The 19,381-nt window shown below is 68.4% G+C and carries 17 protein-coding genes; 13 read left to right on the plus strand and 4 right to left on the minus strand.

Annotated elements, in window-relative coordinates; all coding sequences use genetic code 11:
* Positions 1-4: 4 nt before the first annotated feature.
* The gene (locus DB31_RS07355; protein ID WP_044184494.1) at positions 5-1,459 is read left to right on the plus strand and encodes an amidase; all 1,455 of its coding nucleotides are present in this window, start codon (positions 5-7) and stop codon (positions 1,457-1,459) included.
* 78 nt (positions 1,460-1,537) lie between these two features.
* A complete protein-coding gene (locus DB31_RS07360) occupies positions 1,538-1,963 on the plus strand; it encodes a hypothetical protein (protein ID WP_157231862.1) in 426 nt (141 codons plus the stop codon).
* A gap of 29 nt (positions 1,964-1,992) precedes the next feature.
* Here DB31_RS07360 and DB31_RS07365 read toward each other — a convergent pair whose 3' ends face one another.
* Together DB31_RS07365 and DB31_RS07370 are read right to left on the minus strand one after the other, a co-directional pair.
* Positions 1,993-3,930, minus strand: coding sequence for an SH3 domain-containing protein (locus DB31_RS07365; RefSeq protein WP_157231863.1), 1,938 nt, complete (start codon positions 3,928-3,930; stop codon positions 1,993-1,995).
* A 63-nt stretch (positions 3,931-3,993) separates the two neighbouring features.
* Entirely contained in the window at positions 3,994-4,845 is an 852-nt protein-coding gene (locus tag DB31_RS07370) for a metallophosphoesterase family protein (RefSeq protein ID WP_044184504.1), read from the minus strand.
* A 75-nt stretch (positions 4,846-4,920) separates the two neighbouring features.
* On the opposite strand from DB31_RS07370, the gene DB31_RS07375 reads away from it, so the two are divergent.
* A complete protein-coding gene (locus tag DB31_RS07375; protein WP_044184508.1) occupies positions 4,921-6,075 on the plus strand; it encodes an FAD-dependent monooxygenase in 1,155 nt (384 codons plus the stop codon).
* A 124-nt stretch (positions 6,076-6,199) separates the two neighbouring features.
* Positions 6,200-6,781: a hypothetical protein gene (locus DB31_RS07380; protein WP_157231864.1), complete on the plus strand. Its 582-nt coding sequence runs from the start codon at positions 6,200-6,202 to the stop codon at positions 6,779-6,781.
* Between the two features lie 3 nt (positions 6,782-6,784).
* On the opposite strand, the gene DB31_RS07385 is transcribed toward DB31_RS07380, so the two are convergent.
* Positions 6,785-7,312: an FHA domain-containing protein gene (locus tag DB31_RS07385; protein WP_044184513.1), complete on the minus strand. Its 528-nt coding sequence runs from the start codon at positions 7,310-7,312 to the stop codon at positions 6,785-6,787.
* A gap of 244 nt (positions 7,313-7,556) precedes the next feature.
* Between DB31_RS07385 and greA the strand changes: the two genes are divergently transcribed.
* The 7 genes from greA to tmk all read left to right on the plus strand — a co-directional run bounded on the left by greA (position 7,557) and on the right by tmk (position 14,637).
* Positions 7,557-8,063, plus strand: a complete 507-nt coding sequence (gene greA, locus DB31_RS07390; protein WP_044184515.1) for a transcription elongation factor GreA — start codon at positions 7,557-7,559, stop codon at positions 8,061-8,063.
* Positions 8,064-8,205: 142 nt separating this feature from the next.
* On the plus strand, positions 8,206-10,902 hold the full coding sequence (gene recG, locus DB31_RS07395) for an ATP-dependent DNA helicase RecG (protein ID WP_420806682.1): 2,697 nt from the start codon (positions 8,206-8,208) through the stop codon (positions 10,900-10,902).
* Positions 10,903-10,956: 54 nt separating this feature from the next.
* Entirely contained in the window at positions 10,957-11,592 is a 636-nt protein-coding gene (locus tag DB31_RS07400; protein ID WP_044184521.1) for a protein-L-isoaspartate(D-aspartate) O-methyltransferase, read from the plus strand.
* Positions 11,593-11,639: 47 nt separating this feature from the next.
* A complete protein-coding gene (locus DB31_RS07405; RefSeq protein ID WP_044184524.1) occupies positions 11,640-12,221 on the plus strand; it encodes a hypothetical protein in 582 nt (193 codons plus the stop codon).
* Positions 12,218-13,558, plus strand: coding sequence for a threonine synthase (gene thrC, locus DB31_RS07410; RefSeq protein ID WP_044184526.1), 1,341 nt, complete (start codon positions 12,218-12,220; stop codon positions 13,556-13,558). The genes DB31_RS07405 and thrC overlap by 4 nt, the downstream gene beginning before the upstream one ends.
* A 75-nt stretch (positions 13,559-13,633) precedes the next feature.
* Positions 13,634-13,975, plus strand: a complete 342-nt coding sequence (locus DB31_RS07415; RefSeq protein WP_044184529.1) for a hypothetical protein — start codon at positions 13,634-13,636, stop codon at positions 13,973-13,975.
* Positions 13,972-14,637 carry a dTMP kinase gene (tmk, locus tag DB31_RS07420; RefSeq protein ID WP_044184532.1) on the plus strand — a complete coding sequence of 222 codons (666 nt, stop codon included), beginning with the start codon at positions 13,972-13,974 and terminating at the stop codon, positions 14,635-14,637. The genes DB31_RS07415 and tmk overlap by 4 nt, the downstream gene beginning before the upstream one ends.
* 3 nt (positions 14,638-14,640) lie before the next feature.
* Here the strand turns inward: tmk and DB31_RS07425 are convergent, their stop codons facing one another.
* On the minus strand, positions 14,641-17,340 hold the full coding sequence (locus tag DB31_RS07425) for a hypothetical protein (RefSeq protein WP_157231866.1): 2,700 nt from the start codon (positions 17,338-17,340) through the stop codon (positions 14,641-14,643).
* Between the two features lie 184 nt (positions 17,341-17,524).
* Here DB31_RS07425 and DB31_RS07430 point away from each other — a divergent pair, with 184 nt between their 5' ends.
* A complete protein-coding gene (locus DB31_RS07430) occupies positions 17,525-17,740 on the plus strand; it encodes a hypothetical protein (RefSeq protein WP_044184538.1) in 216 nt (71 codons plus the stop codon).
* Positions 17,741-18,639: 899 nt separating this feature from the next.
* Positions 18,640-19,371: a competence/damage-inducible protein A gene (locus DB31_RS07435; protein WP_044186107.1), complete on the plus strand. Its 732-nt coding sequence runs from the start codon at positions 18,640-18,642 to the stop codon at positions 19,369-19,371.
* Positions 19,372-19,381 lie beyond the last annotated feature (10 nt).

The following is a 19,381-nucleotide window of genomic DNA, read 5'->3' on the forward strand; positions in this document are numbered from 1 at the left end:
CGCCATGCATCTTCGTGAGTATGTGACCTTCGATGGGCTCGGCCTGGCGGAGCTCGTCCGGCGTCGAGAGGTGAAGCCAGAGGAACTCGTCCAGGTGGCGCTGTCGGCCATCGAGGCGGTGAATCCTTCCCTCAACGCCGTCATTGGCCTGGTGGAGGCCGAGACTCGGGCCACGCTGGCCAAGCCGCTGCCCGAGGGCCCCTTCACCGGTGTTCCCTTCCTGATGAAGGATCTGGTGTTGCACATGGCCGGGGTCCCCACGGACATGGGGAGCCGGCTCTTCCAGGGGATGGTGGCGCCTCACGACACCACGCTCATGGCGCGCTACCGGCGCGCGGGCCTCATCCCGCTGGGAAGGACCAACGCGCCCGAGCTGGGCTTCAACGCCAGCACCGAGCCCGTACTGCACGGCCCCACGCGCAACCCGTGGAACCCGGAGTACAGCACGGGAGGTTCCAGCGGCGGCTCGGCGGCGGCGGTGAGCGCGGGCATGGTGCCCGTGGCCTATGCGAACGATGGTGCGGGCTCCATCCGCATCCCCGCCTCGCTGTGTGGCCTGTTCGGCCTGAAGCCCACGCGCGGCCGGACGCCGTCAGGGCCGGATGTGGCCGAGGGCCTGAACGGGCTGGGCGTGGAGCATGTGCTGTCGCGCTCGGTCCGCGACAGCGCGGCCCTGTTGGATGCCACGCTGGGGCCGGACGTGGGCGACCGGTACTCGATCACGCCTCCGGAGCGGCCGTATCTGGAGGAGGTGGCACGTGAGCCTGGGCGCCTGCGCATTGCCGTCACTTGGGATACGGGCGCTCAGGTTGCCGTGAGCCCCGAGTGCGTGGCCGCGGTGGAGGCCACCGCGAAGCTGTGCCGCGAGCTGGGGCATGAGGTGATCGAGGCGAAGCCCTCGTATCGCCCTCAGGCGATGTGGACCTCGCTGGCGGCGCTCTGGAGCTCGGGGACAGCGGCGTTGGTGGATGGGATGTCGGCGATGATGGGCCGCACGCCAGGGCCGGATGTGCTGGAGGCCTCGATCTGGGCCACCGTGCTGAAGGGCCGGGAGCTCACGGCGGTGGAGCTGCAGCGGGCCTTCGCGATCATGAACCACCTCTCGCGCGAGGTGGGCCGCTTCTTCCTGCAGTATGACGTGCTGCTCACGCCCACGCTGCCCTATGCGCCGTACCGGCTGGGGGTGCTGAACGCGAACGCGCCGACGACGGCGGACGAGTGGATGCAGCACGCCTTCGGCTACTGCGCGTTCACGGCCCTGTACAACCTCACCGGCCAGCCTGCCATGAACGTGCCGCTCCACTGGAGCGCCGAGGGCCTTCCCGTGGGCGTCCAGTTCGTGAGCCGCTTCGAGGATGAGGCGACGCTGTTCCGCCTGGCCGGGCAGTTGGAGCGGGCTCGGCCCTGGGCGAAGCGGACTCCGCCCATTCATGCCGCGAGCGCTCGCGGGGCCGCCTGAGAGGGGCGCTCCGGCAGCAGCGCAATGCGTTAGGAAAAGATGCTATGAGCACCAATGAAATGGTATGAGCCCCAATTAATGAGGGTTCTGCTGGCCAACCACCACCTGCAGTACCGAGCGGGGTCCGAGCTTTACTGCCTGGAACTTGCGACGGCCCTGCAGCGGGTGGGTCATTGGGAGGCGGAGGAGCAGGCCCGGCGCGCCGAGCACGAGAGGCTCTTGGCACAGCTTCAGCACCAGCGATCCGAGCTGGAGGCACGGGCTCGGGCGTTGGAGGCGGAGCTGGGTGCGAAGGTCGGCGAGGCCGCGAACCTCCAGGCGGAGCTGGCGTCCGAGCAGCTCTTTCGCCAGCAGCGAGAGCAGGAACTGGAGGCCATCCACACCAGCATGGCGTGGAAGGGCGTCAACCTGCTGCGTGCCCTCAAGGATCGAACCCTCTTCGTGCCACACACCCGGAGCCGGTGGATCTACGACCGAGTCTTGCAGCGGCTCAAGGCGCAGTGAGGGCAGGGAAGGAAGGGATCTGGGGCGGCTTATTTCCGCCGCGAGGGGCACCGGCCGCAGTGCTCCGAGAGGTGGAGCGCGTACACCACCCCTGCGGTTTCGTTGCGTGCCAGCAGCTCCGTGGGCTTGGACTGCACCCCGCGCGCGAACGCCTGCACCGTCTTCCACGCCGTCTTGGGATCTGGGGAGAACAGTGCCCCGTGGGCCGAGTCCTCCCACTGCAGCGTGCTCATCCAGTACTCCCAGCGGCCCGCGTCGGCGGACTCGGGCAGGGCGATCTCCGAGACCCGGGCCTCCTTGAACAGTGGCTTCACTTGAAGCTGGGCCTCGTAGCGCTCCACCTCGAGCGGCAGCTCGAACAGGAAGAGGCGCCCCGGCGGAGCCCCGGAGCCGGCGCGCACCGTCACCCGCATTCGAGAAGGCCTCGGGTACGCATCCTCCAGGCGCGCGGTGGCCTTCACGTACGCCGTGATCACATCCGAGTGGTCCGTGAGGGCCTCGTCCACCGCCACCTTGTTGCGCAGCACGTGCTCGCGCTCCTTGGCGTCGTACTCGGACAGGTCCGACAGGCACACGTCGCACGGTGAGGTGAGCCCCGTTATCAGCGCGCAGACGCTCCCCGACGGCTTCGAATATTCGCCGTCGGGATCGAACTCCAGCGTCTCGACCTGCGCCGCCAGCGGCGAGCCCGAGCACCCGTAGATGCTCGTCACCGTCTCGATCTTCCACTCCTTGCTCTGGGCCAGTGTCCCTCCCGGCGCTGCTTCCTTCATCCGGACTGCCGCGGCCACCGCCAACCGGTAGCGCTCGCCGTGGAAGGCCTCGTCGATCAGCGCCGGAGCAACCTGCGGCACTTCCTGGGGCTCGGCGATGATGAGGGCTCGTTTCAGCAACTCCATCCGCTCCTGGCCGTGCTCCTCACGAGAGAGGGTGTTCACCTGGGCCAGGTGCTCGGTGGCGCTGAGGCGCTTCGCCTGGAGGACCGCGAGCCGCATGTATCCCCGCGAGCTGAGGCCCCGCTGTTCGGGAGAGAGCGCCGCGGTCTCGCCCGCGTCGATCTTCGCCAGATCCCCCAGGTTCACCGCCATCCACGGCGTCTTCTTCGCGACGAGCGCCACGTGAGCCCACGGCCCTTGGACGTTGAGCACCTCCACGGCTGCGTTCACCGGGAGCATGGTCACGATGGCATCTCGATCATCCGGGCCCTCGCGCACCGAGGCCCGGTACGGGATGACATAGCCCTGGGTACCCTTGGCGGGAGGCGCGGCCTCCGTGGCCGCCTTCTCCGTGAAGTCAATCAGCTCTCGCCCCAGCTCTCCTGGCTCCGTCTCAGCGACGGTGATCGCCTCCACGAGCGCACCGCTCCGGCCGTTGCCCTCGGCCATCGCCAGGGCTGCCTTCGCCAGCGGCTTCGCTCGCTCGAAGTCTCCCTTCTTGAGGTACTCGCTGGAGGCCTCCAGCAGGTTGCGCGTCAGAGGCTTCTCCGCCGAGAGCCCGAACTCGTCCACGTAGCCGCGCAGCGCCCCTCCTTGGATCACCCCGTGGTACTCCGCCGCGCCGGGAGGCTCCTGGGCCAGCAGCTGAACCTCCGTGCCCAGCTTCAGCGTCTCCACGACGCGCCCCGAGGACTCCCGCGTCGCATGCACGGGCACCTCCTCCAGCCGCACGAACCGGGTCTCGCCTCGGAGCGGGTAGGGGGCCAGTCCATCGAGCTTCGTCCAGCGGGTGCCTCCCTTCGCCTCGATGCGGTACCACGCCGCGTCCTCCCAGAACCGAGGGGAGTGCACCTGGACCCGTGCGCCCAGCGGCAGCTTCTCCACCACGTCGGCGTCGTCGCGCGCCTCGCTCCGGAGCTCCAGGCTGTCCTGGGTGACGGTCATCTCCTGCGAGGAGCCGCAGGCCCCACCGAGCAGCAGCACCAGGGCCCAGGCCACGGCATGGAGCAACGAGAGCGTTCGCGAGCGCATGTGGCCCGCAGGAAACCCCATCGAGCGGCCCTCGACAATGGCGGCAGAGCCCGGCGCCGCGGTTCACCCGCGATAGATGGGGGTGGGAGAGGGGGGCGTGGTGGCCGGGAGGATCTGCCGGAGCGCTTCGTTGATGGTGCGCCGGTGCCGCCACTGCTTCGGATACCCGAGCGACACCTCCTCGAAGCGCACGCCTTCCTCCCAGAAGGTGAGAGGGATGTGCAGGTGGCCGGTGACGACGACCTCGGCCCGGAAGCGCTGGGGCCAGTCCTCGGTCTGCCGCGTCCCGCACCAGATGGAGAAGCGGGGGATGCGCGGGAGGCGGGCGTGGTGCCGGCGCAGCGGGAAGTGGTTGACGAGGATCGTCGCGCAATCCGAGGGCAGGGCCTCCAGGCGCTTTCGGGTCTGCTCACAGCGCGCGGCGCACCACGCGGAGCGCGAGGGGTACGGATCGGGGAACAGGAGCGACTCGTCCGCGCACAGCACACCGGACTCCACGGCCCAATTCACCGCGTCCTGCTCGGGGACGTCATCCGGGCGGAACGAGTAGTCATAGAGCAAGAAGAGCGGCGCGATGATCCGCGGAGGGCCCTCTCCGGGCCACCGGGGATACGGGTCCTCGGGCGTGAGGACTCCGTGGCTCCGGCACACGTCGACGAGCTGCTGGTACTGAGCCTCTCCCCGAGGTGCCGAGGGGCTCTGGGAGAGTGTCCACAGCTCGTGGTTGCCGGGGACCCAGAGGAGCTGCCGGAAGCGCGGAGCCAGCGTCTCGAAGGCAAACTCCAGATCCTCGGGAGCCTCGCCCACGTCTCCGGCGACGATGAGCCAGTCGTCCGGGTGAGGCGAGAGCTGCGCGAGGGCCTCACGGTTCTCGGGGGCACGGACGTGGAGATCGCTGATGGCGTAGAGCTTCATGTCCGGGTGTCTGGCTCACCGTGAGTGGTGAAAGAGCTGTTGTGCCTGCGGGAATCCTGAGTCTACACCTTCGGCATGGAGACGCAGAGGACGGTCCTGATTGCGGGAGGCGGTATTGGAGGGCTCACCCTGGGAGTGGCGCTGCGCCGGGCTGGCTTCTCGGTCCGGGTCTTCGAGCGTGCGGCCTCCCTGCGCCCTGTGGGGGCGGGCATCACCATGCAGACCAACGCGATCCTCGCGTTCCGGACGATCGGGCTCGACGCCGAGGTCGCCGCGGCGGGCCAGGCCATGCAGCGTGGCTCCATTCTCGATTGGCGAGGCCGCTCGCTCGGGACGATGCTCGTGGGGGAGATGGCCCAGGAGCTTGGCGCTCCGATGATCGCCATTCACCGGGCCCGGCTCCAGGAAGTGCTCCAGAAGGCCCTGGGGCCGGAGCCGCTGACGCTGGGCACTCAAGTGGTGGGCTTCCGTGAGGAACCCGGAAGCGTCGTTGCCCGGCTCTCTGATGGCAGCGAGGTTTCGGGAGAGCTCCTGGTGGGTGCCGACGGCCTGCGCTCCACCGTGCGCGCGCAGCTCCTCCAGGATGGTGATCCCCCATACGCGGGGTACACGAGCTGGCGGGGCGTGTGCGAGGTCCCCGGAGTCGCGGACACGGCCTTCACCTCGGAGAGCTGGGGCCAGGGTCTGCGCTTCGGCATCGTGCCCATCGGACAGGGGCGCACCTACTGGTTCGCCACCGCCAACGCTCCTGCGGGCGGAGTGGACACCCCGGATGCCTACGGCGAGCTGCTGCTCCGCTTTGGCCACTGGCACTCGCCGATTCGAGCCCTCATCGAGCAGACGCCGGTCACGGCCATCGTTCGCACCGACATCTATGATCGTCCGCCGGTGCAGAGCTGGGCGCGGGGGCGCGTGGTGTTGCTCGGGGACGCGGCGCACCCGATGACGCCCAACATGGGGCAGGGTGGGGGACAGGCGGTGGAGGATGCGGTGGTGCTCGCACGGTGCCTGGCCTCCGAGCCGGAGCTGTCCACCGCGCTGACCCGCTACCAGGCCTTGCGTGTGACTCGCGCCAACGGCTTTGTGAGCCAGTCGCGGCGGCTCGGAGAGGTGGGGCAGTGGGGGAACCCGCTGGCGTGCTGGGTGCGAGACCGGCTCTTCCAGCTCGTGCCCCAGAGCAGCATCCGCGCCAACCTCCGCCGCGTTTTGACGTTCAAGGCCCAGCCATGAGTTGCTGGCGCGCGAGCGATCCGGGGAGAGCCTTCTGCGGTAGGCTGTCCCCGTGTTCCCTCTCCGCATCGTACTGAGTCTCTGTCTGCTCACGGCGAGCGTTTCCTTCGCCCAATCAGCTCCCGTGGATGCTCCCTCTGAGCAGGCTGCGCCGAAGGGCGAGCTCTTCCCCTACCAGTACAAGTACGAGACCGAGGACTCTCCCGCGCTCGTGTTTCCGCGCGTCGTCGCGGAGGTGTTCGGCGGGGTGCTCGGCGGCGTGGGGATGGGCATCGTGGGGCTGCTCGCGGGCGTCTCCGCGCTCGAGGATGTGAGCTGCGGCTCGGGCGAGGTGTGCGCGGCCACCATCCTCATCATCACGGTGCCGGCTGTGTTCGTGGGCATTCCCTTGGGCGTCCAGTACGCCGCGCAAGGACTGGGAGGCCGAGGCGATTTCCTACCGTCGCTCGCGGGCACTTTGTTGGGCACCGGGGCCGGGCTCCTCTACGGCTTGAGCCAGGACGGACCGGGCTACATGGCGGTGGGCCTTATCGTGGGGCCAGTCCTGGGCGCCGTGATCGGATACGAGATCTCCCACGCGATGAACGCGTCTAGCTCCTACCAGGCGAGGGCTGGGAGTTCCTCCGCTCAAGCCTTGCGCGTGGCGCCGTTGATCGGCGCGACGCCTCGGGGCGGCTTCCTCGGAGGGCTGTCCGGGAGCTTCTAGCCGTCACCCGCTGCTCGAGCCCATGTGGCCCGGCGGGTTGCGCAGCCGCGTGTAGAGCGTCTCCGTCAGCAGGTACCAGAACTGCACGTACCCGATGCTCAGGATGTCCCCATCCTTGAGCGTCACCTCGCGCTTCATGATGATCGTCCCGTTGAGGAACGTGCCGTTGCGCGAGCCCAGGTCCTTCATCGTGCAGCGGCGATCGGCCTCGTTCCACTGCAGCACCGCGTGTTGCTTGGACACCGAGCCGTCATCCAGCACCACGTCGCAGTCCGGCAGTCGCCCGATCATCAGCGAGTCCTGCTCCTTCAGCGGCGGGAGGGTGGCCACCAGCAGGTCCTCGAACTCGAACAGCAGCGAGAGCATCCCCTGCTCGATGGTGCCCCGGTTCGCCGTGTGCGTCGGGTCCAACACCGCCGAGGACTCAGGGCTCGGGGGCCGCTGAATCAGCACGAAGGGCCCGAGCTGCTGGCGGAACTTCGCCTGCGTGAGAGCGGAGCCGAGCGCTCGCATTTCCTTGACCGAGATCATCGTGGGTCCACCTTAATAGATCGCCGTCATGCCCACCCGCAGATCCGCACCCAGGGTCCGCGTCCAGGTCCAGGGTTCACCGGTCACCACCCCGGGACCTTTCCGGCAGCCTCGCCCGCTGCTTTCGTTTGCCCGGTTGCCGTTCGTCTCCTACATTCGGAAACTTCGTAAAGGCTGCTCCGGGTACCCCCGGCGAGGGGGCGGACAGGCGAACACTCATCTGGTGGCGGAAGGAGCTGTGTCGATGAGCGGGAACATCCCGATGACCCCTTATGGTCTCCGCAAGCTCAAGGAGGAACTCAAGCACCTCCAGACGGTGGAGCGCGGGAAGATCACTCGGGAGATTGAGGTCGCGCGGGCCCATGGTGACCTGAAGGAGAACGCCGAGTACCACGCGGCCAAGGAGAAGCAGTCCCACATCGAGGGACGCATCCTGGATCTCAATGACTGGATCGCCCGAGCCGAGGTGATCGACACCAGCAAGCTCAAGGGGGATGCCGTCGTCTTTGGCGCTACCGTGATGCTGCGGGACTCGGACACCGACAAGACGGTGACGTACCGGATCGTCGGGGAACTGGAGGCCGACATCAAGAAGCGCTGGCTGGCGGTCACCTCCCCCGTGGCCCGCGCGCTCATCGGCAAGAAGATGGGCGACACCGCCGTGGTCCGCAGTCCCGGAGGCGAGAAGGAGTACGAGATCGAGGAGATCCGCTTCGAGGATCCCCCGGACGACGCCCCGTCCCCTCCTTGACGCCTCGCGATATGCAGCTGCCGGGGGAGTGGGCATCTGCTCGCTCCCCCGCTTTCATTTCGTGCGGGACGTCATCCCTGCTTTTTAGGATGAGCGCTCGGACCCGCTTGTGAACCATCCTCTTGCCAGCCTCGTGGGACCGCTGCGCTACGCGTGCCAGCGGGACTTCGCCCAGCTCTCCACCGTGAGGGATCTGCGTGGCGTCATCGAGCGCACCCTGGCGGGGGCCTCGGGCGTGGAGCCGCGTGCCCTGTCGCTGTTGCGCGCCGCGCTGCCCCATGTGGACCACCCCCTGTTGGACCGTCGTAAGGCCGCCCTGCGGAGGGTGGTGGCGGCGCTGAAGATGGGCGGGGTGGCCCTGCCGGCCGAGCTGGAGCAGGTGATTCGCGGAGAGACGGGCGGCTTCTTGCCCGAGCCCGTGGGGGACGGCGGCGAGGCGAGGGCAGAGGCAGCCGTAGCGCCTGTGAGGCCTCCCTCGGGCAGGCAGGAGCCGGAGCGTGAGAGTCCGGCACAGCGCCCGGCGGCGGTTCCCGCTTGGAAGTCCTCAGAGCCCGTCGCGTCTCCCGCCGCGTTGAGGTTCTCTCCGGAGACTCCGGTCCGGCCTGCGGCTGCGCGGATGTCTCCTGCGGCCGAGAAGGCGGAGAAGGTCGAGAAGAAGGCCGCCCCCGCGAAGAAGCGCAAGAGCGCGCCTGGGGCAGAGGCATCCCGGGCCGAGGCGAAGCTCCTGTCCATCGCGCCGCGCTCGGGACCGCTGTCCGTTCCGCTCAAGACGCTGGGCAAGCGGCTGGGTCCGCGTCTGCTGGGCGCCCTCAACAAGAAGGGCTTGCGCCGGGTGGGTGACATCCTCTTCCTGCTGCCGCGCTGCTACGAGGACCGGCGCCGTCTGCTGACCATCGCCGAGCTGAACCCCGGCGAGCGCGGCGTCACCGTGGGCATCGTCAAGCACGCGGACTATGCCGCCGGCCGCAATGGCAAGCGCTACTTCAAGGCCGTCATCGCGGACCGCTCCGGCAGCATCGCCTGCACCTACTTCCACGCGGGCCCCTGGCTGAAGGCGCGCTTCACGGTGGGCAAGCGGATCGTGCTCTCGGGTGAGGTGCGCGCCTCCACCACCGGGCGCGAGATGGCCCACCCGGAGATCGAGCCTGCCGAGGACATCGAGTCCTCCTCCGTCCACTTCAGCCGCATCGTCCCGGTGTACCCAGGCTTCGAGCGGGGCGATCAGCGCTCGTTCCGCGAGGTCGCCGCTCGGGTTGCCGACTCCTACGCCCAGCACCTTGAGGAGCCTCTCCCCGAGTCTCTCCGCAAGCGGCTGGGGTTGATGACGCTCACCGAGGCCCTGCGCAGCATCCACTTCCCCCCGGATGAGTCGGACCTGGGCCTGCTCGATGCGCACCGCAGCCCCGCGCACCGGCGGCTCGCGTTCGATGAGCTGTTCTTCCTGCAGCTCGGGGTAGGGCTCAAGCGCCAAGGCGTGAAGGTGGAGAAGGGCATCGCCTTCAATGTCTCCCCCGAGCGGCTGGCACAGGCGCGGGGCGCGCTCCCGTTCCAGCTCACCGGCGCCCAGTCCCGGGTGGTCGAGCAGCTTGCCCAGGACATGGCTCGCTCCGAGCCCATGAACCGGCTCGTCCAGGGCGACGTGGGCTCTGGCAAGACGGCCGTGGCACTCGTGGCCGCGCTGGTTGCGCTGCAGGACGGCTACCAGGTGGCCGTGATGGCGCCCACGGAGATCCTCGCCGAGCAGCACGAGCGCACCTTCCAGCGCCTCCTGGAGCCGCTCGGGTTCCGGGTGGGGCTGGTCAGCGCCGCCGGTACCGCCAAGCAGAAGCGCGAGGTCCGCGAGGCCGTGGCCCGAGGGGAGATCCACCTCGCCGTGGGCACGCACGCGCTCGTCCAGGAAGAGATGTCCTTTGATCGGCTGGGGTTGGCTGTCATCGACGAGCAGCACCGCTTCGGTGTGCTCCAGCGCCACACGCTCATGAGCAAGGGCCCCAAGCCGGACGTGCTGGTGATGACCGCCACGCCCATCCCTCGCACCCTGGCGATGACGCTCTATGGAGATCTGGACGTCTCCATCATCGACGAGCTGCCCCCGGGCCGTACGCCCGTGTCCACCCGTGTCTTCAGTGAGCAGCACCGTCCTCGCGTCTACGAAGGTGTGGCCGCCGAGCTGGCCAAGGGCCACCAGGCCTACGTCGTCTATCCGCTGGTCGAGGAGTCCGAGAAGCTCGACCTGGAGGACGCCACGCGGGGCGCGGACAAGCTCCAGCAGGTGTTCCCACAGGCGCGGGTGGGCCTGCTCCACGGGCGCATGAAGCCCGAGGAGAAGGACGCCGTCATGGAGGACTTCCGCCAGAAGCGCATCCACCTCTTGGTGTGCACCACCGTGGTGGAGGTGGGCGTGGACGTGCCCAACGCCTCGGTGATGGTCATCGAGCACGCCGAGCGCTTCGGCCTCTCGCAGCTGCACCAGTTACGCGGCCGGGTGGGGCGCGGCGCCGCCGTGAGCCACTGCTACCTCGTGGCCAGCCCGGCCCGATCCTGGGAGTCCACCGAGCGTCTGTCGGTGATGGAGCACAGCAATGACGGCTTCGTCATCGCGGAGAAGGATCTGGAGATCCGCGGGCCCGGCGAATTCCTCGGCACGCGGCAGAGCGGAATGCCCGAGCTCGCGGTGGCCAACCTGGCGAGGGACGGGGATCTGCTCGCGGTGGCCCAGGTCGAGGCCCGGCGCATCCTGGAGGCGGATCCGCACCTGCGTGCCTCCGATCATCAGGGGCTGGTCAAGGCGCTCGAGGAGCGGTGGGAAGGCCGGTTGGCGCTGGCCCAGGTGGGGTAGCCGCCTGCCAGGACCCACGCACCGTGGCTAGATTCCCAGGAGCGGGGTGCGGCCATGGGTGACTTGGAGCTCGCGGACTTCCTGGAGCGGCAGGGGATCCGAGATCGGCGGGTGCTCGATGCAATCCGGCGCTTGAGCCGGGCGGACTTCGTTCCGGAGACCGCGCGCGATGCCGCCACCCAGGACTCCCCGTTGTCCATTGGTCATGGGCAGACCATCAGCCAGCCCTACATCGTGGCGCTCATGTCCCAAGCCCTCGAGCTGCAGGGACACGAGCGGGTGCTGGAGATCGGCACCGGCTCGGGCTACCAGACAGCCGTCCTGGCGCTCCTGTGTCGGGAAGTGTACTCCGTGGAGATCGTGCCCTCGCTCGCCCGCTCGTCGAGGAAGCTGCTGAGGCAGTTGGGCTTCGAGAACGTCTATCTGCGGCTGGGGGATGGCACGCAGGGGTGGCCCGAAGCCGCGCCCTTTGACGCCACTATCGGCACGGCGGCTCCCGAGGCCGTACCTCCCAAGCTGCTCGGGCAGCTTCGGCCCGGGGGGCGCATGGTCATCCCGGTGGGTTCCCAGGGGCAGAGCCAGGAACTGCTGCGAATCACCCGCGCCCGGCAAGGCGGTGTCCCCCGGGTCGAGCACCTGCTCCCCGTGCGGTTCGTGCCGATGACGGGGGAGGCCTTGAACCCGGGGTAGAGCACTGTGCGTTGCCCCCGGGCGCCTCGGCCCGTTAACGTGCGCTCATGATCATCTGCCCGGTGTGTGAGCACCAGCAGGCCCAAGGGGACGAGTGCGACAACTGTGGCAAGAAGCTCCAGGTGCCCAGAGCCGCCGCCGCCGTGGCCGTGCAAACCCTCCCTGAACTCGAGCAGACCCTCCACGCGGGTGGGCGTGTGGCGGTCGATGCCCCTCTTATTCCCGAACTGGACTCGACCCGCCAGAAGGCCGGGCCGGACCTGCCCGTCCAGGTGGTGCAGGACATGGAGACCACCCGCGCGGCGCCCATCGACAAGGTGAGCGTCGAGGCCGTGACGGACCTGGACACGGGCCGCGCGGCGGATGACGGGGTTCGCACGGCGGCGCCCACGGGCGCAGTGGTGTGCCGGTACTGCCGCAACGTCCAGGCCGATGGCATTGTGTGCGACAAGTGCGGCATGCGGCTGCCCAAGGCCCGTCCTGCCCCGCAGGCCGCGGCGAAGGGGGCTGGGGCCTCCGCGTCGGCGGAGGATCTGACGTGGATGCCGTGCCAGAAGTGCCGGACGCCCACCCGGCCCAACAAGATCTGCTCGGTCTGTGGCACGCGCGTGGTAGCAGTCGACGCATGAGCACTCAGCCGAGTTCCGGTTTCCGCGCGGAGTACGCCTGCAGCGAGGGCTGCGGCTTCCGCGCATCCTTGTGGGAAGTCATCTACCGCTGCCCGAAGTGCGGCTCGCTGCTGGAGGTGGCGCACGATCTGGAGGCGCTGCGCTCGGTGCCGGCGGCGGAGTGGAAGCGCCGCTTCGAGTCACGGTTCGGGTCCGCGCGGCTGCCGAATGCCTCGGGCGTGTGGGGCAAGCACGAGTGGGTGTGCCCCGAGCTGCCCGTGGAGGACATCGTCTCGCTGGGCGAGGGCCGGGTGCCGCTCATGCCGCTGCGGCGGATGGCCTCCGAGCTGGGGCTGGCGAGCCTGGAGCTCAAGGAGTGCGGCGTCTCGCCGACGGGGAGCTTCAAGGACTGGGGCATGACGGTGCTGGTGTCCGCGGTGAAGCACCTGCGGGCCCGGGGCGTGCCCATCCGCGCGGTGGCATGCGCGTCCACGGGAGACACCTCGGCGGCGCTGTCCGCGTACGCGGCGGCGGCGGGGATCCCCTCGGTGGTGTTCCTGCCCAAGGACAAGGTGTCGCTGGCACAGCTGGTGCAGCCCATCGCCAACGGGGCGAAGGTGCTCTCGCTGGACACGGACTTCGACGGCTGCATGAAGCTGGTGCAGCAGGTGACGGAGGACCGGGGGCTGTATCTGGCCAACTCGATGAACTCGCTGCGCATCGAGGGCCAGAAAGTGGTCGCCATGGAGCTGTGCCAGGACCTGGACTGGGAGCCGCCGGACTGGGTGGTGATCCCTGGCGGCAACCTGGGCAACGCGAGCGCCCTGGGCAAGGGCTTCCAGATGCTGAAGGCCATGGGGCTGATCTCCCGGCTGCCGCGGATCGCGGTGGCGCAGGCGCAGCGGGCCAACCCGCTGTTCCGGGCCTTCCGTGGCGGATTCCAGGAACTGCTGCCGATGAAGGCGGAGAAGACGCTGGCCTCGGCGATCCAGATTGGCAATCCGGTGTCGTTCCGGCGGGCGGTGCGGACGTTGCAGGCGTTCGACGGGGTGGTGGAGGAGGCCACGGAGTCCGAGCTGGCGAACGCAGCGGCCCGGGCCGATCGCGAGGGCACCTTCACCTGCCCGCACACGGGCGTGGCGCTGGCGGCGGTGGAGAAGCTGGTGGCCCAAGGGGTGATCGCCAAGGGCTCGCGGGTGGCGGTGGTGTCCACGGCGCACGGACTGAAGTTCGCGGACTTCAAGGTGGGGTACCACCGGGGCACGCTGGCGGACGTGGAGAGCCGGCGGGCCAATCCCCCAGTGGAGCTGCCGGCGGAGCTGGGGGCAGTCCGCAAGGCCCTGGAATCTCTGGGTTAGGGCCGCAGGGAAGGCGGGGCAGGGGCGCGCGGGCGGCTCGACGCCGGGCCGAGGCTGCGCTATGTCCCCGGCCCCGTGAACGCCCCTACCTCCGATGAGTTGCGCTCTCAGCATGAGCGCCTTCAGGCCAGCCTGGCCACGCGCCAGAGCGTCCTGCACTTCGCCCACACGGGCGTGTCGATCCTCGTGGCGATGATCCTCTCGGGGGCGGCGGCCAAGCTGTTCTGGGACTCGTCGAAGGTGCCGTACCTGGGCTTCGCGGTGGTCGCCGTGGTGCTGGGATTGGTGAGCTACAGCGTGGTGCACTACCGCAAGGGGCGCCGGGAACTGGCCGAGGAGCTGAAGCGCTACGGCGATCTGCTGGAGCTGCGCCGCCAGCTGCAACTGGACAACCCCTCGAAGCTGCTGCCCCGGTGAGCGCGCTCCGCAGAAAGGCCGCGGGGCGCGGGCGTTTCCTCGTCCTGGAGGGACTGGACGGCGCGGGGACCACGACGCAAGCCGAGCGGCTTGCGGCGGCCCTGCGCGCGGACGGGCACTCGGTGATGACGACGCGGGAGCCCTCGGATGGGCCCATTGGGACGCTGATCCGTCAGGCGCTCACGGGGCGATTGGTACTGCCCGGGGGCGCGGGCCCGCTGGCGCAGGAGACGCTGGCGCTGCTCTACGCGGCGGACCGGACGGATCACCTGAAGGCGAGGGTGCTGCCGGCGCTGGAGGCAGGGCAGATCGTCATCAGCGATCGGTACGTGCTGTCCTCGCTGGCGTACCAGGGCGCGAGCTTGTCCATGGCGTGGGTGGAGGCGGCGAACGGGTACGCGGTGCCGCCGGATCTCACGCTGTTCGTGCACGTGTCTCCAGCGGTGGCGGCACAGCGGCGGGCGGCGCGGGGAGGGGCGAAGGAACTGTTCGAGGAGGACGCGCTCCAGCGGCGGATTGCCCGCCAGTACGAAGAGGCGATCCGCCGGCGCGAGGCGCAGGAGAAGATCGTCCGGATCGACGGCGAGCAATCCGTGGAGGCCGTGACGGAGGCCTGCCTGGCGGAGATCCGCAAACTGTTCGGGCGCAAGCGCGCGCGCTGAGGGCTAAGGCAGCCGGAGCTGGAGCACCACGGTGATGTAGGTGGGCCCCACTTTGGTGATCTCGTAGTTCACGGTTCCCTGGTGCCGGACGGCGACCCAGAACGAGGTGCCGTCGGCGGAGCTCATCAGTGGCGTGGCCTTGTTGCCCAGCAGATCGCCTCCGTAGGTGAAGAAGTAGGAGGGATCGTTGATCCGTCCATACTCGAGCCCCGCGTTGTAGCTGGGCCGGACAGAGATCGTCCCCGAGGCCGTCGAGGTGAGGGCGAAGTGGCCGGCCCGCAGGTCGAGGTTGGAGACTGGTGTCGCGGCCAGCGGCCGCCCGTCCAGCGCATGCTCGGCGAGGAAGTAGGCCTGTGCATTGAACGGCACGTAGCCGTTGCCGATGTCCAGGTACCCTTCGGTGGGGTGCCAGAGGGAGAGGACCCGATCCGGTCCGAGGACGATCGCCGTGAGGACTCCGCCCCTGACGGTCTGGGTGCCTGTGGGTGCGCCGTCCTGGAAGAGCGTGAGCGTGGAGAGCGCAACGGTGTTGAAAGGGTTGGGGAGTGCCACGGTCGCGCGCCCGTTCGCCAGGGCGAGCCCCGCAGTGCCCGCTGCCGCCGCGTCCGCTTGTAAGCCCCGGAAGAGCACACTCCCTGTGGAGTTCCGATAGACGAACAGGTTGAACGCGGAGACGCCCAGCGAGCCGAAGCCGTTGACGTTCGAGAGCACCAGGCCCGCCGTGTCATCGTTGCCCACGGCGGCGGCCATCAGCTGGGTCCCGGAGGGCACATCGGCGAGGCGCTCCAGGGCCTGGAAGCTCCCGTTGGCATAGTGGGCGAGGACCAGGACGGGCGCGGAGTTGCTGCCCACCGTGCCGCTGGGGAAGCTCAGAGAGCGATCGGCATAGAAGAGCGCGGAGGTCGTTCCATTGGACTGGATCCCGATCGCAACAGGGGTCATGGGCACGGTCGCGGCCCACACCTGCCCATTGGCTTCACGGACCGCGAGCACCTCTCCGGACGGGAGGGTGGCCACCGTGCCGCCGAAGGAGATGTCGCCATTGGTGGTGGCGATGATCGCGACGCGGCCATCGCGGGCGGCGAACCGGTTCACCCCGACGGTCGATCCATTGGCGGTGGTGATCGGGAGGACGGCAGCCACGGGCGTGTGCCGGAACCGGATAGAGGCCGGGGTCGTGGGGCCTGCGGGCACGTCGAACCAGATGTATCCATAAAGGGACAAGAAGGGCTCGTAGCCGGGGTATTGCTCCAGCACGCTGCGAGCGTCGGGCTCGAAGAAGAGCTGGTGGCGTGAGCCGACTGGGAGCTCGACGGTGCAGGTGGAGGTGCAGTCGATGGTGCCATCCGCCGAGCGCACCCTGCCGCCGCCGGTCCCCCCGAAAGTGAAGGTGATGGTCGTCCGCTCGCGGACGAACTGCGCGTCGGGCGGCCGGATGAAGACGCGATGGCCATCCCACGCGGCGGCGATCGTGCCGTCCGGGCCCACAGCGGCAGTGGGGTGATAGAAGGGGTCTGGGCTGGGACTTCCGCCCTCGGGGCCAGACTGCTCGGGGTTGATCAGCTCCGAGCGGAGGCTGCCGTCGCGAGCCACCTCCGTGAGTGCAAGCGGTGGGTGGCGTCCCTTGTAGAGCCCGTGGACGACTCGCAGGGGCCCATCGTCGCGCGTGGCGATGCGAGGGTAGGCGATGGGGCCCAGCTCGTACGAGGTCCAGGCGGTCCCGTCATACACGCCATAGATTCCGCGGCCGCTGATGACGTATCCGCCCAGGCCATCCGGGTTGCTGCCGATCTCGTCATAGACGTACGTGACGTGGACCTGACCGCGCCCGTCCACTCTCACGCTGCCGCCGAAGCCCGCGGCCACTCCGTCCTTCGGGAGAGGGATGAGCTCGAAGCCTCCGGCCCGTTGGTAGAAGACCTTCTGGTACGACTCCACGAGCAGCACCAGGTTGCCATTCGCATCCAGGGTGCCGTCCACCATCCGCGCGGACAGGGGCTCTCCCGTCATCAGGGCTGGCAAGGCCACGCGGCTCCAAGCGCCGGAGTCGCGGCGGTAGAGCTCCACCTCTCCGTTGGTCCTGTTGACGAGGACATGAGGCAGGCCGTTGTGCAGGAGCACGCGCATCTCGTAGACGGGGTTGCCCTGTCCGGCGACGCGCTCTTCGGTCCATTCGCTTCGGCCTCCCAGGGGACGGGAGCGGTAGAAGAGCTCGTAGGAGCTCTGGGCGAGATAGGCGAAGTGGAGGGTGGTCTCATCCACGGCCATGCCCGAGTTGCGGAAGGCGGGCAGGGGAGACAGCACCGGCTCACACGCGCCCGTGAAGCGGCTGTACGTGGCTGGGGCGATGGGGTTGGAACCACAGGAGAGGCTTCCGCCGCTGACGGAGGTGGCCGCATGGACACCGCCCCGGGCATCCACCGCCAACGAGGTGGCACCGGAGAGAAATGCGGAGCAAAGCAGTCCCGGCACCTCGAAGTAGCCGTGGGAGAGGGCGGAGGAAGCGCACGTGGCGGACCAGGAGAAGGAGCGGCTGCCGGAGGTGGCCTGGGTGGACTGGAGCTTGAGTTCTCCTTGGCGAGTGAGTGCGAGGATGCGCGTGCGCAACTGGGTGCCAGGAGGCGTCTTCGAGTCCCGGATCACGGTCTGTAGCAGCTCGCCGTTGTTCACCTCGAAGGTGGCGATCTGGGCGGCTTCCCCCAAGGAGCCGCGCGTGCCCACATAGCCGAGCCCTTGCAGTCACAGGCCGAGGCAGCCAGGGAAAGGAGCACACCCAGGAGCAATGAGCGCAAGAAGGACCTCCTGTTGGGGGGATCTCTTCATAGCACTCTGAGTGCGTCCTGGTGGGAGGTCAGGTACGCTCGTGGTCGCTCATCCGCGAGGGCTCATGAACCTGCGTGCAAAGCTGGTGCTTGGGGGCCTGTTGGTTGTCGGGACAGGCTGTCCGCATGACTGGATGAAGGGGGGCACCAACGATCGGGCCATGGCCAAGGACATGCGGGAGATGCTGGAGGATGACGAGGAGTGTCCTGAGGGAAAGACCCTGCGGGCAGATTGCGTGAACACGCTTCCTGACGGTTCCTGCCGGGTGACATGTCAGTGAGCGGCCGCACGTGGCCGGTATGGGTGGGGGCTCTCCTGCTGCCTGTGCCGCTCGTCTTGTTGGTGAGCCAGGTGTTCCACGCTGGATTCAGATCAGGTGGTGCAGGGGATGAGCGCTTCAGCCCCGTGCTGTCTCTGGAAGAGAAACGAAGACTGCTGACCTTCGATCACACCTGCCAAGGCAGCGAAGATTGCGAGTCCCCCCTCGGCTGCCTTCAGGATTTCAGGCGATTCAATCTGAGCGTGTGCATCAGCAGTGAGTGTGAAGTGGATACCCAATGTCCTGAGGGCCAAGCGTGCAGAGCATTCAAGACGCAAGGGGACGGACCTCTGGTTCGCTTGTGTGTAGCAACAGGCACACGCAGGGAAGGCCAGGGCTGCAGCCGTCTCCCCAACAGGCAGGATCAAGCTTGTGAGCAGGGACTGCTCTGCAACAAGGGGTACTGCGGGCGACCGTGCCAGCCAGGAACCTCGGACGGCTGCCCGAACGGTTTCGTCTGCGGGGAAGGTCCTGAGTTCGCTTCGTGCCTGCCTGCATGCGAGGAGGGGCAGTGCCCTCAGGGACAAGAATGCGTTCCCTTCGAGGGGCGTTTCGCGGTCTGTGCCCGAGTGGTTGGAGACAACTGCAGGAGGGCTCCGTGTCCTCAGGGCCAGGAGTGCCGGATCGGTCAAGCCCCAGGGGAGGGGGACAGAGTGACGATGGAATGCCTCACTCCGTGCGACGCTCGGGAGCGCCCATGCCCAGCGGGTTCTGCTTGCTTCTTTGGGTACTGTGGACGCGTTTGCGATCCGAAGAGTGAGGGGGCTTGCGGTCCACGTGAGTTCTGCAACCTGCACATGAACCCCACCTCCCGCGAGAAGTTCTGGTTCTGCAGCCCCCAGCAGTAGAGTCTGGTGCCCATGGAGCGCACAGGAGCAGCGGCGGTCATCATCGGCAACGAGGTCCTCACCGCGAAGGTGGTGGACGCCAACGGGCCCCACCTCATCCGGAGGCTGAGGGAGACGGGCATTCCGCTGCGCTCGGTAGAGATCGTCACGGACGACGTGGATGCCATCGTCGACGCGGTGGTGCGGGCTCGTTCCCGGGCGGAGTACGTCTTCACCAGCGGAGGCATTGGTCCCACGCATGATGACGTCACGGTGCGCGCGGTGGCGCTGGCGATGGGGCGCGAAGTGGTGCGGTTGCCGGAGATGGTGGAGCTCATCCGCAACCGATACGATTCTGTGACCGGCGAGGCCATGCGTCTGGCGGACGCGCCTGAAGGCACAGTGCTGCTTCATCAAGAGGGTAGCTGGTTCCCCGTACTGACGGTGGACAAGGTTTTCCTGCTACCGGGGGTGCCGCAGCTCTTCCGGCTCCAGTTGGAGACGGTGCTGAAGCAACTTCAAGGGACTCCGGTGTTCCTGCGCTGCCTCTACCTGCGGCTGGGCGAGAGCACCATCGCCGCGGTACTAGACCGGGTGGCGCTAGACATGCCGCACGTTGCCATCGGCTCCTACCCGGTGTTTGACGCGGAGCTGGACTACCGGGTCAAGGTGACGATCGAAGCCGCCGAGCTGGCGCAGGTGGAGGAGGCGCTGGCTCGCATCCGAGTCGGGCTGCCTGCGGACGCGGTGGTGAGAGCGGAGTAAGCAACACAGT

The organism is Hyalangium minutum (genome assembly GCF_000737315.1).
Classification (GTDB): domain Bacteria; phylum Myxococcota; class Myxococcia; order Myxococcales; family Myxococcaceae; genus Hyalangium; species Hyalangium minutum.

Bases quoted from the DNA above. Each gene is read 5' to 3' on its own strand.
- DB31_RS07430 (WP_044184538.1), top strand. From the start codon at position 17,525: ATGAACCTGCGTGCAAAGCTGGTGCTTGGGGGCCTGTTGGTTGTCGGG.
- DB31_RS07405 (WP_044184524.1), top strand. From the start codon at position 11,640: ATGATCATCTGCCCGGTGTGTGAGCACCAGCAGGCCCAAGGGGACGAG.
- DB31_RS07375 (WP_044184508.1), top strand. From the start codon at position 4,921: ATGGAGACGCAGAGGACGGTCCTGATTGCGGGAGGCGGTATTGGAGGG.
- DB31_RS07435 (WP_044186107.1), top strand. From the start codon at position 18,640: ATGGAGCGCACAGGAGCAGCGGCGGTCATCATCGGCAACGAGGTCCTC.
- DB31_RS07355 (WP_044184494.1), top strand. From the start codon at position 5: ATGCATCTTCGTGAGTATGTGACCTTCGATGGGCTCGGCCTGGCGGAG.
- thrC (WP_044184526.1), top strand. From the start codon at position 12,218: ATGAGCACTCAGCCGAGTTCCGGTTTCCGCGCGGAGTACGCCTGCAGC.
- DB31_RS07385 (WP_044184513.1), bottom strand. From the start codon at position 7,312: ATGATCTCGGTCAAGGAAATGCGAGCGCTCGGCTCCGCTCTCACGCAG.
- DB31_RS07400 (WP_044184521.1), top strand. From the start codon at position 10,957: ATGGGTGACTTGGAGCTCGCGGACTTCCTGGAGCGGCAGGGGATCCGA.
- DB31_RS07365 (WP_157231863.1), bottom strand. From the start codon at position 3,930: ATGCGCTCGCGAACGCTCTCGTTGCTCCATGCCGTGGCCTGGGCCCTG.
- DB31_RS07370 (WP_044184504.1), bottom strand. From the start codon at position 4,845: ATGAAGCTCTACGCCATCAGCGATCTCCACGTCCGTGCCCCCGAGAAC.
- DB31_RS07360 (WP_157231862.1), top strand. From the start codon at position 1,538: ATGAGGGTTCTGCTGGCCAACCACCACCTGCAGTACCGAGCGGGGTCC.
- greA (WP_044184515.1), top strand. From the start codon at position 7,557: ATGAGCGGGAACATCCCGATGACCCCTTATGGTCTCCGCAAGCTCAAG.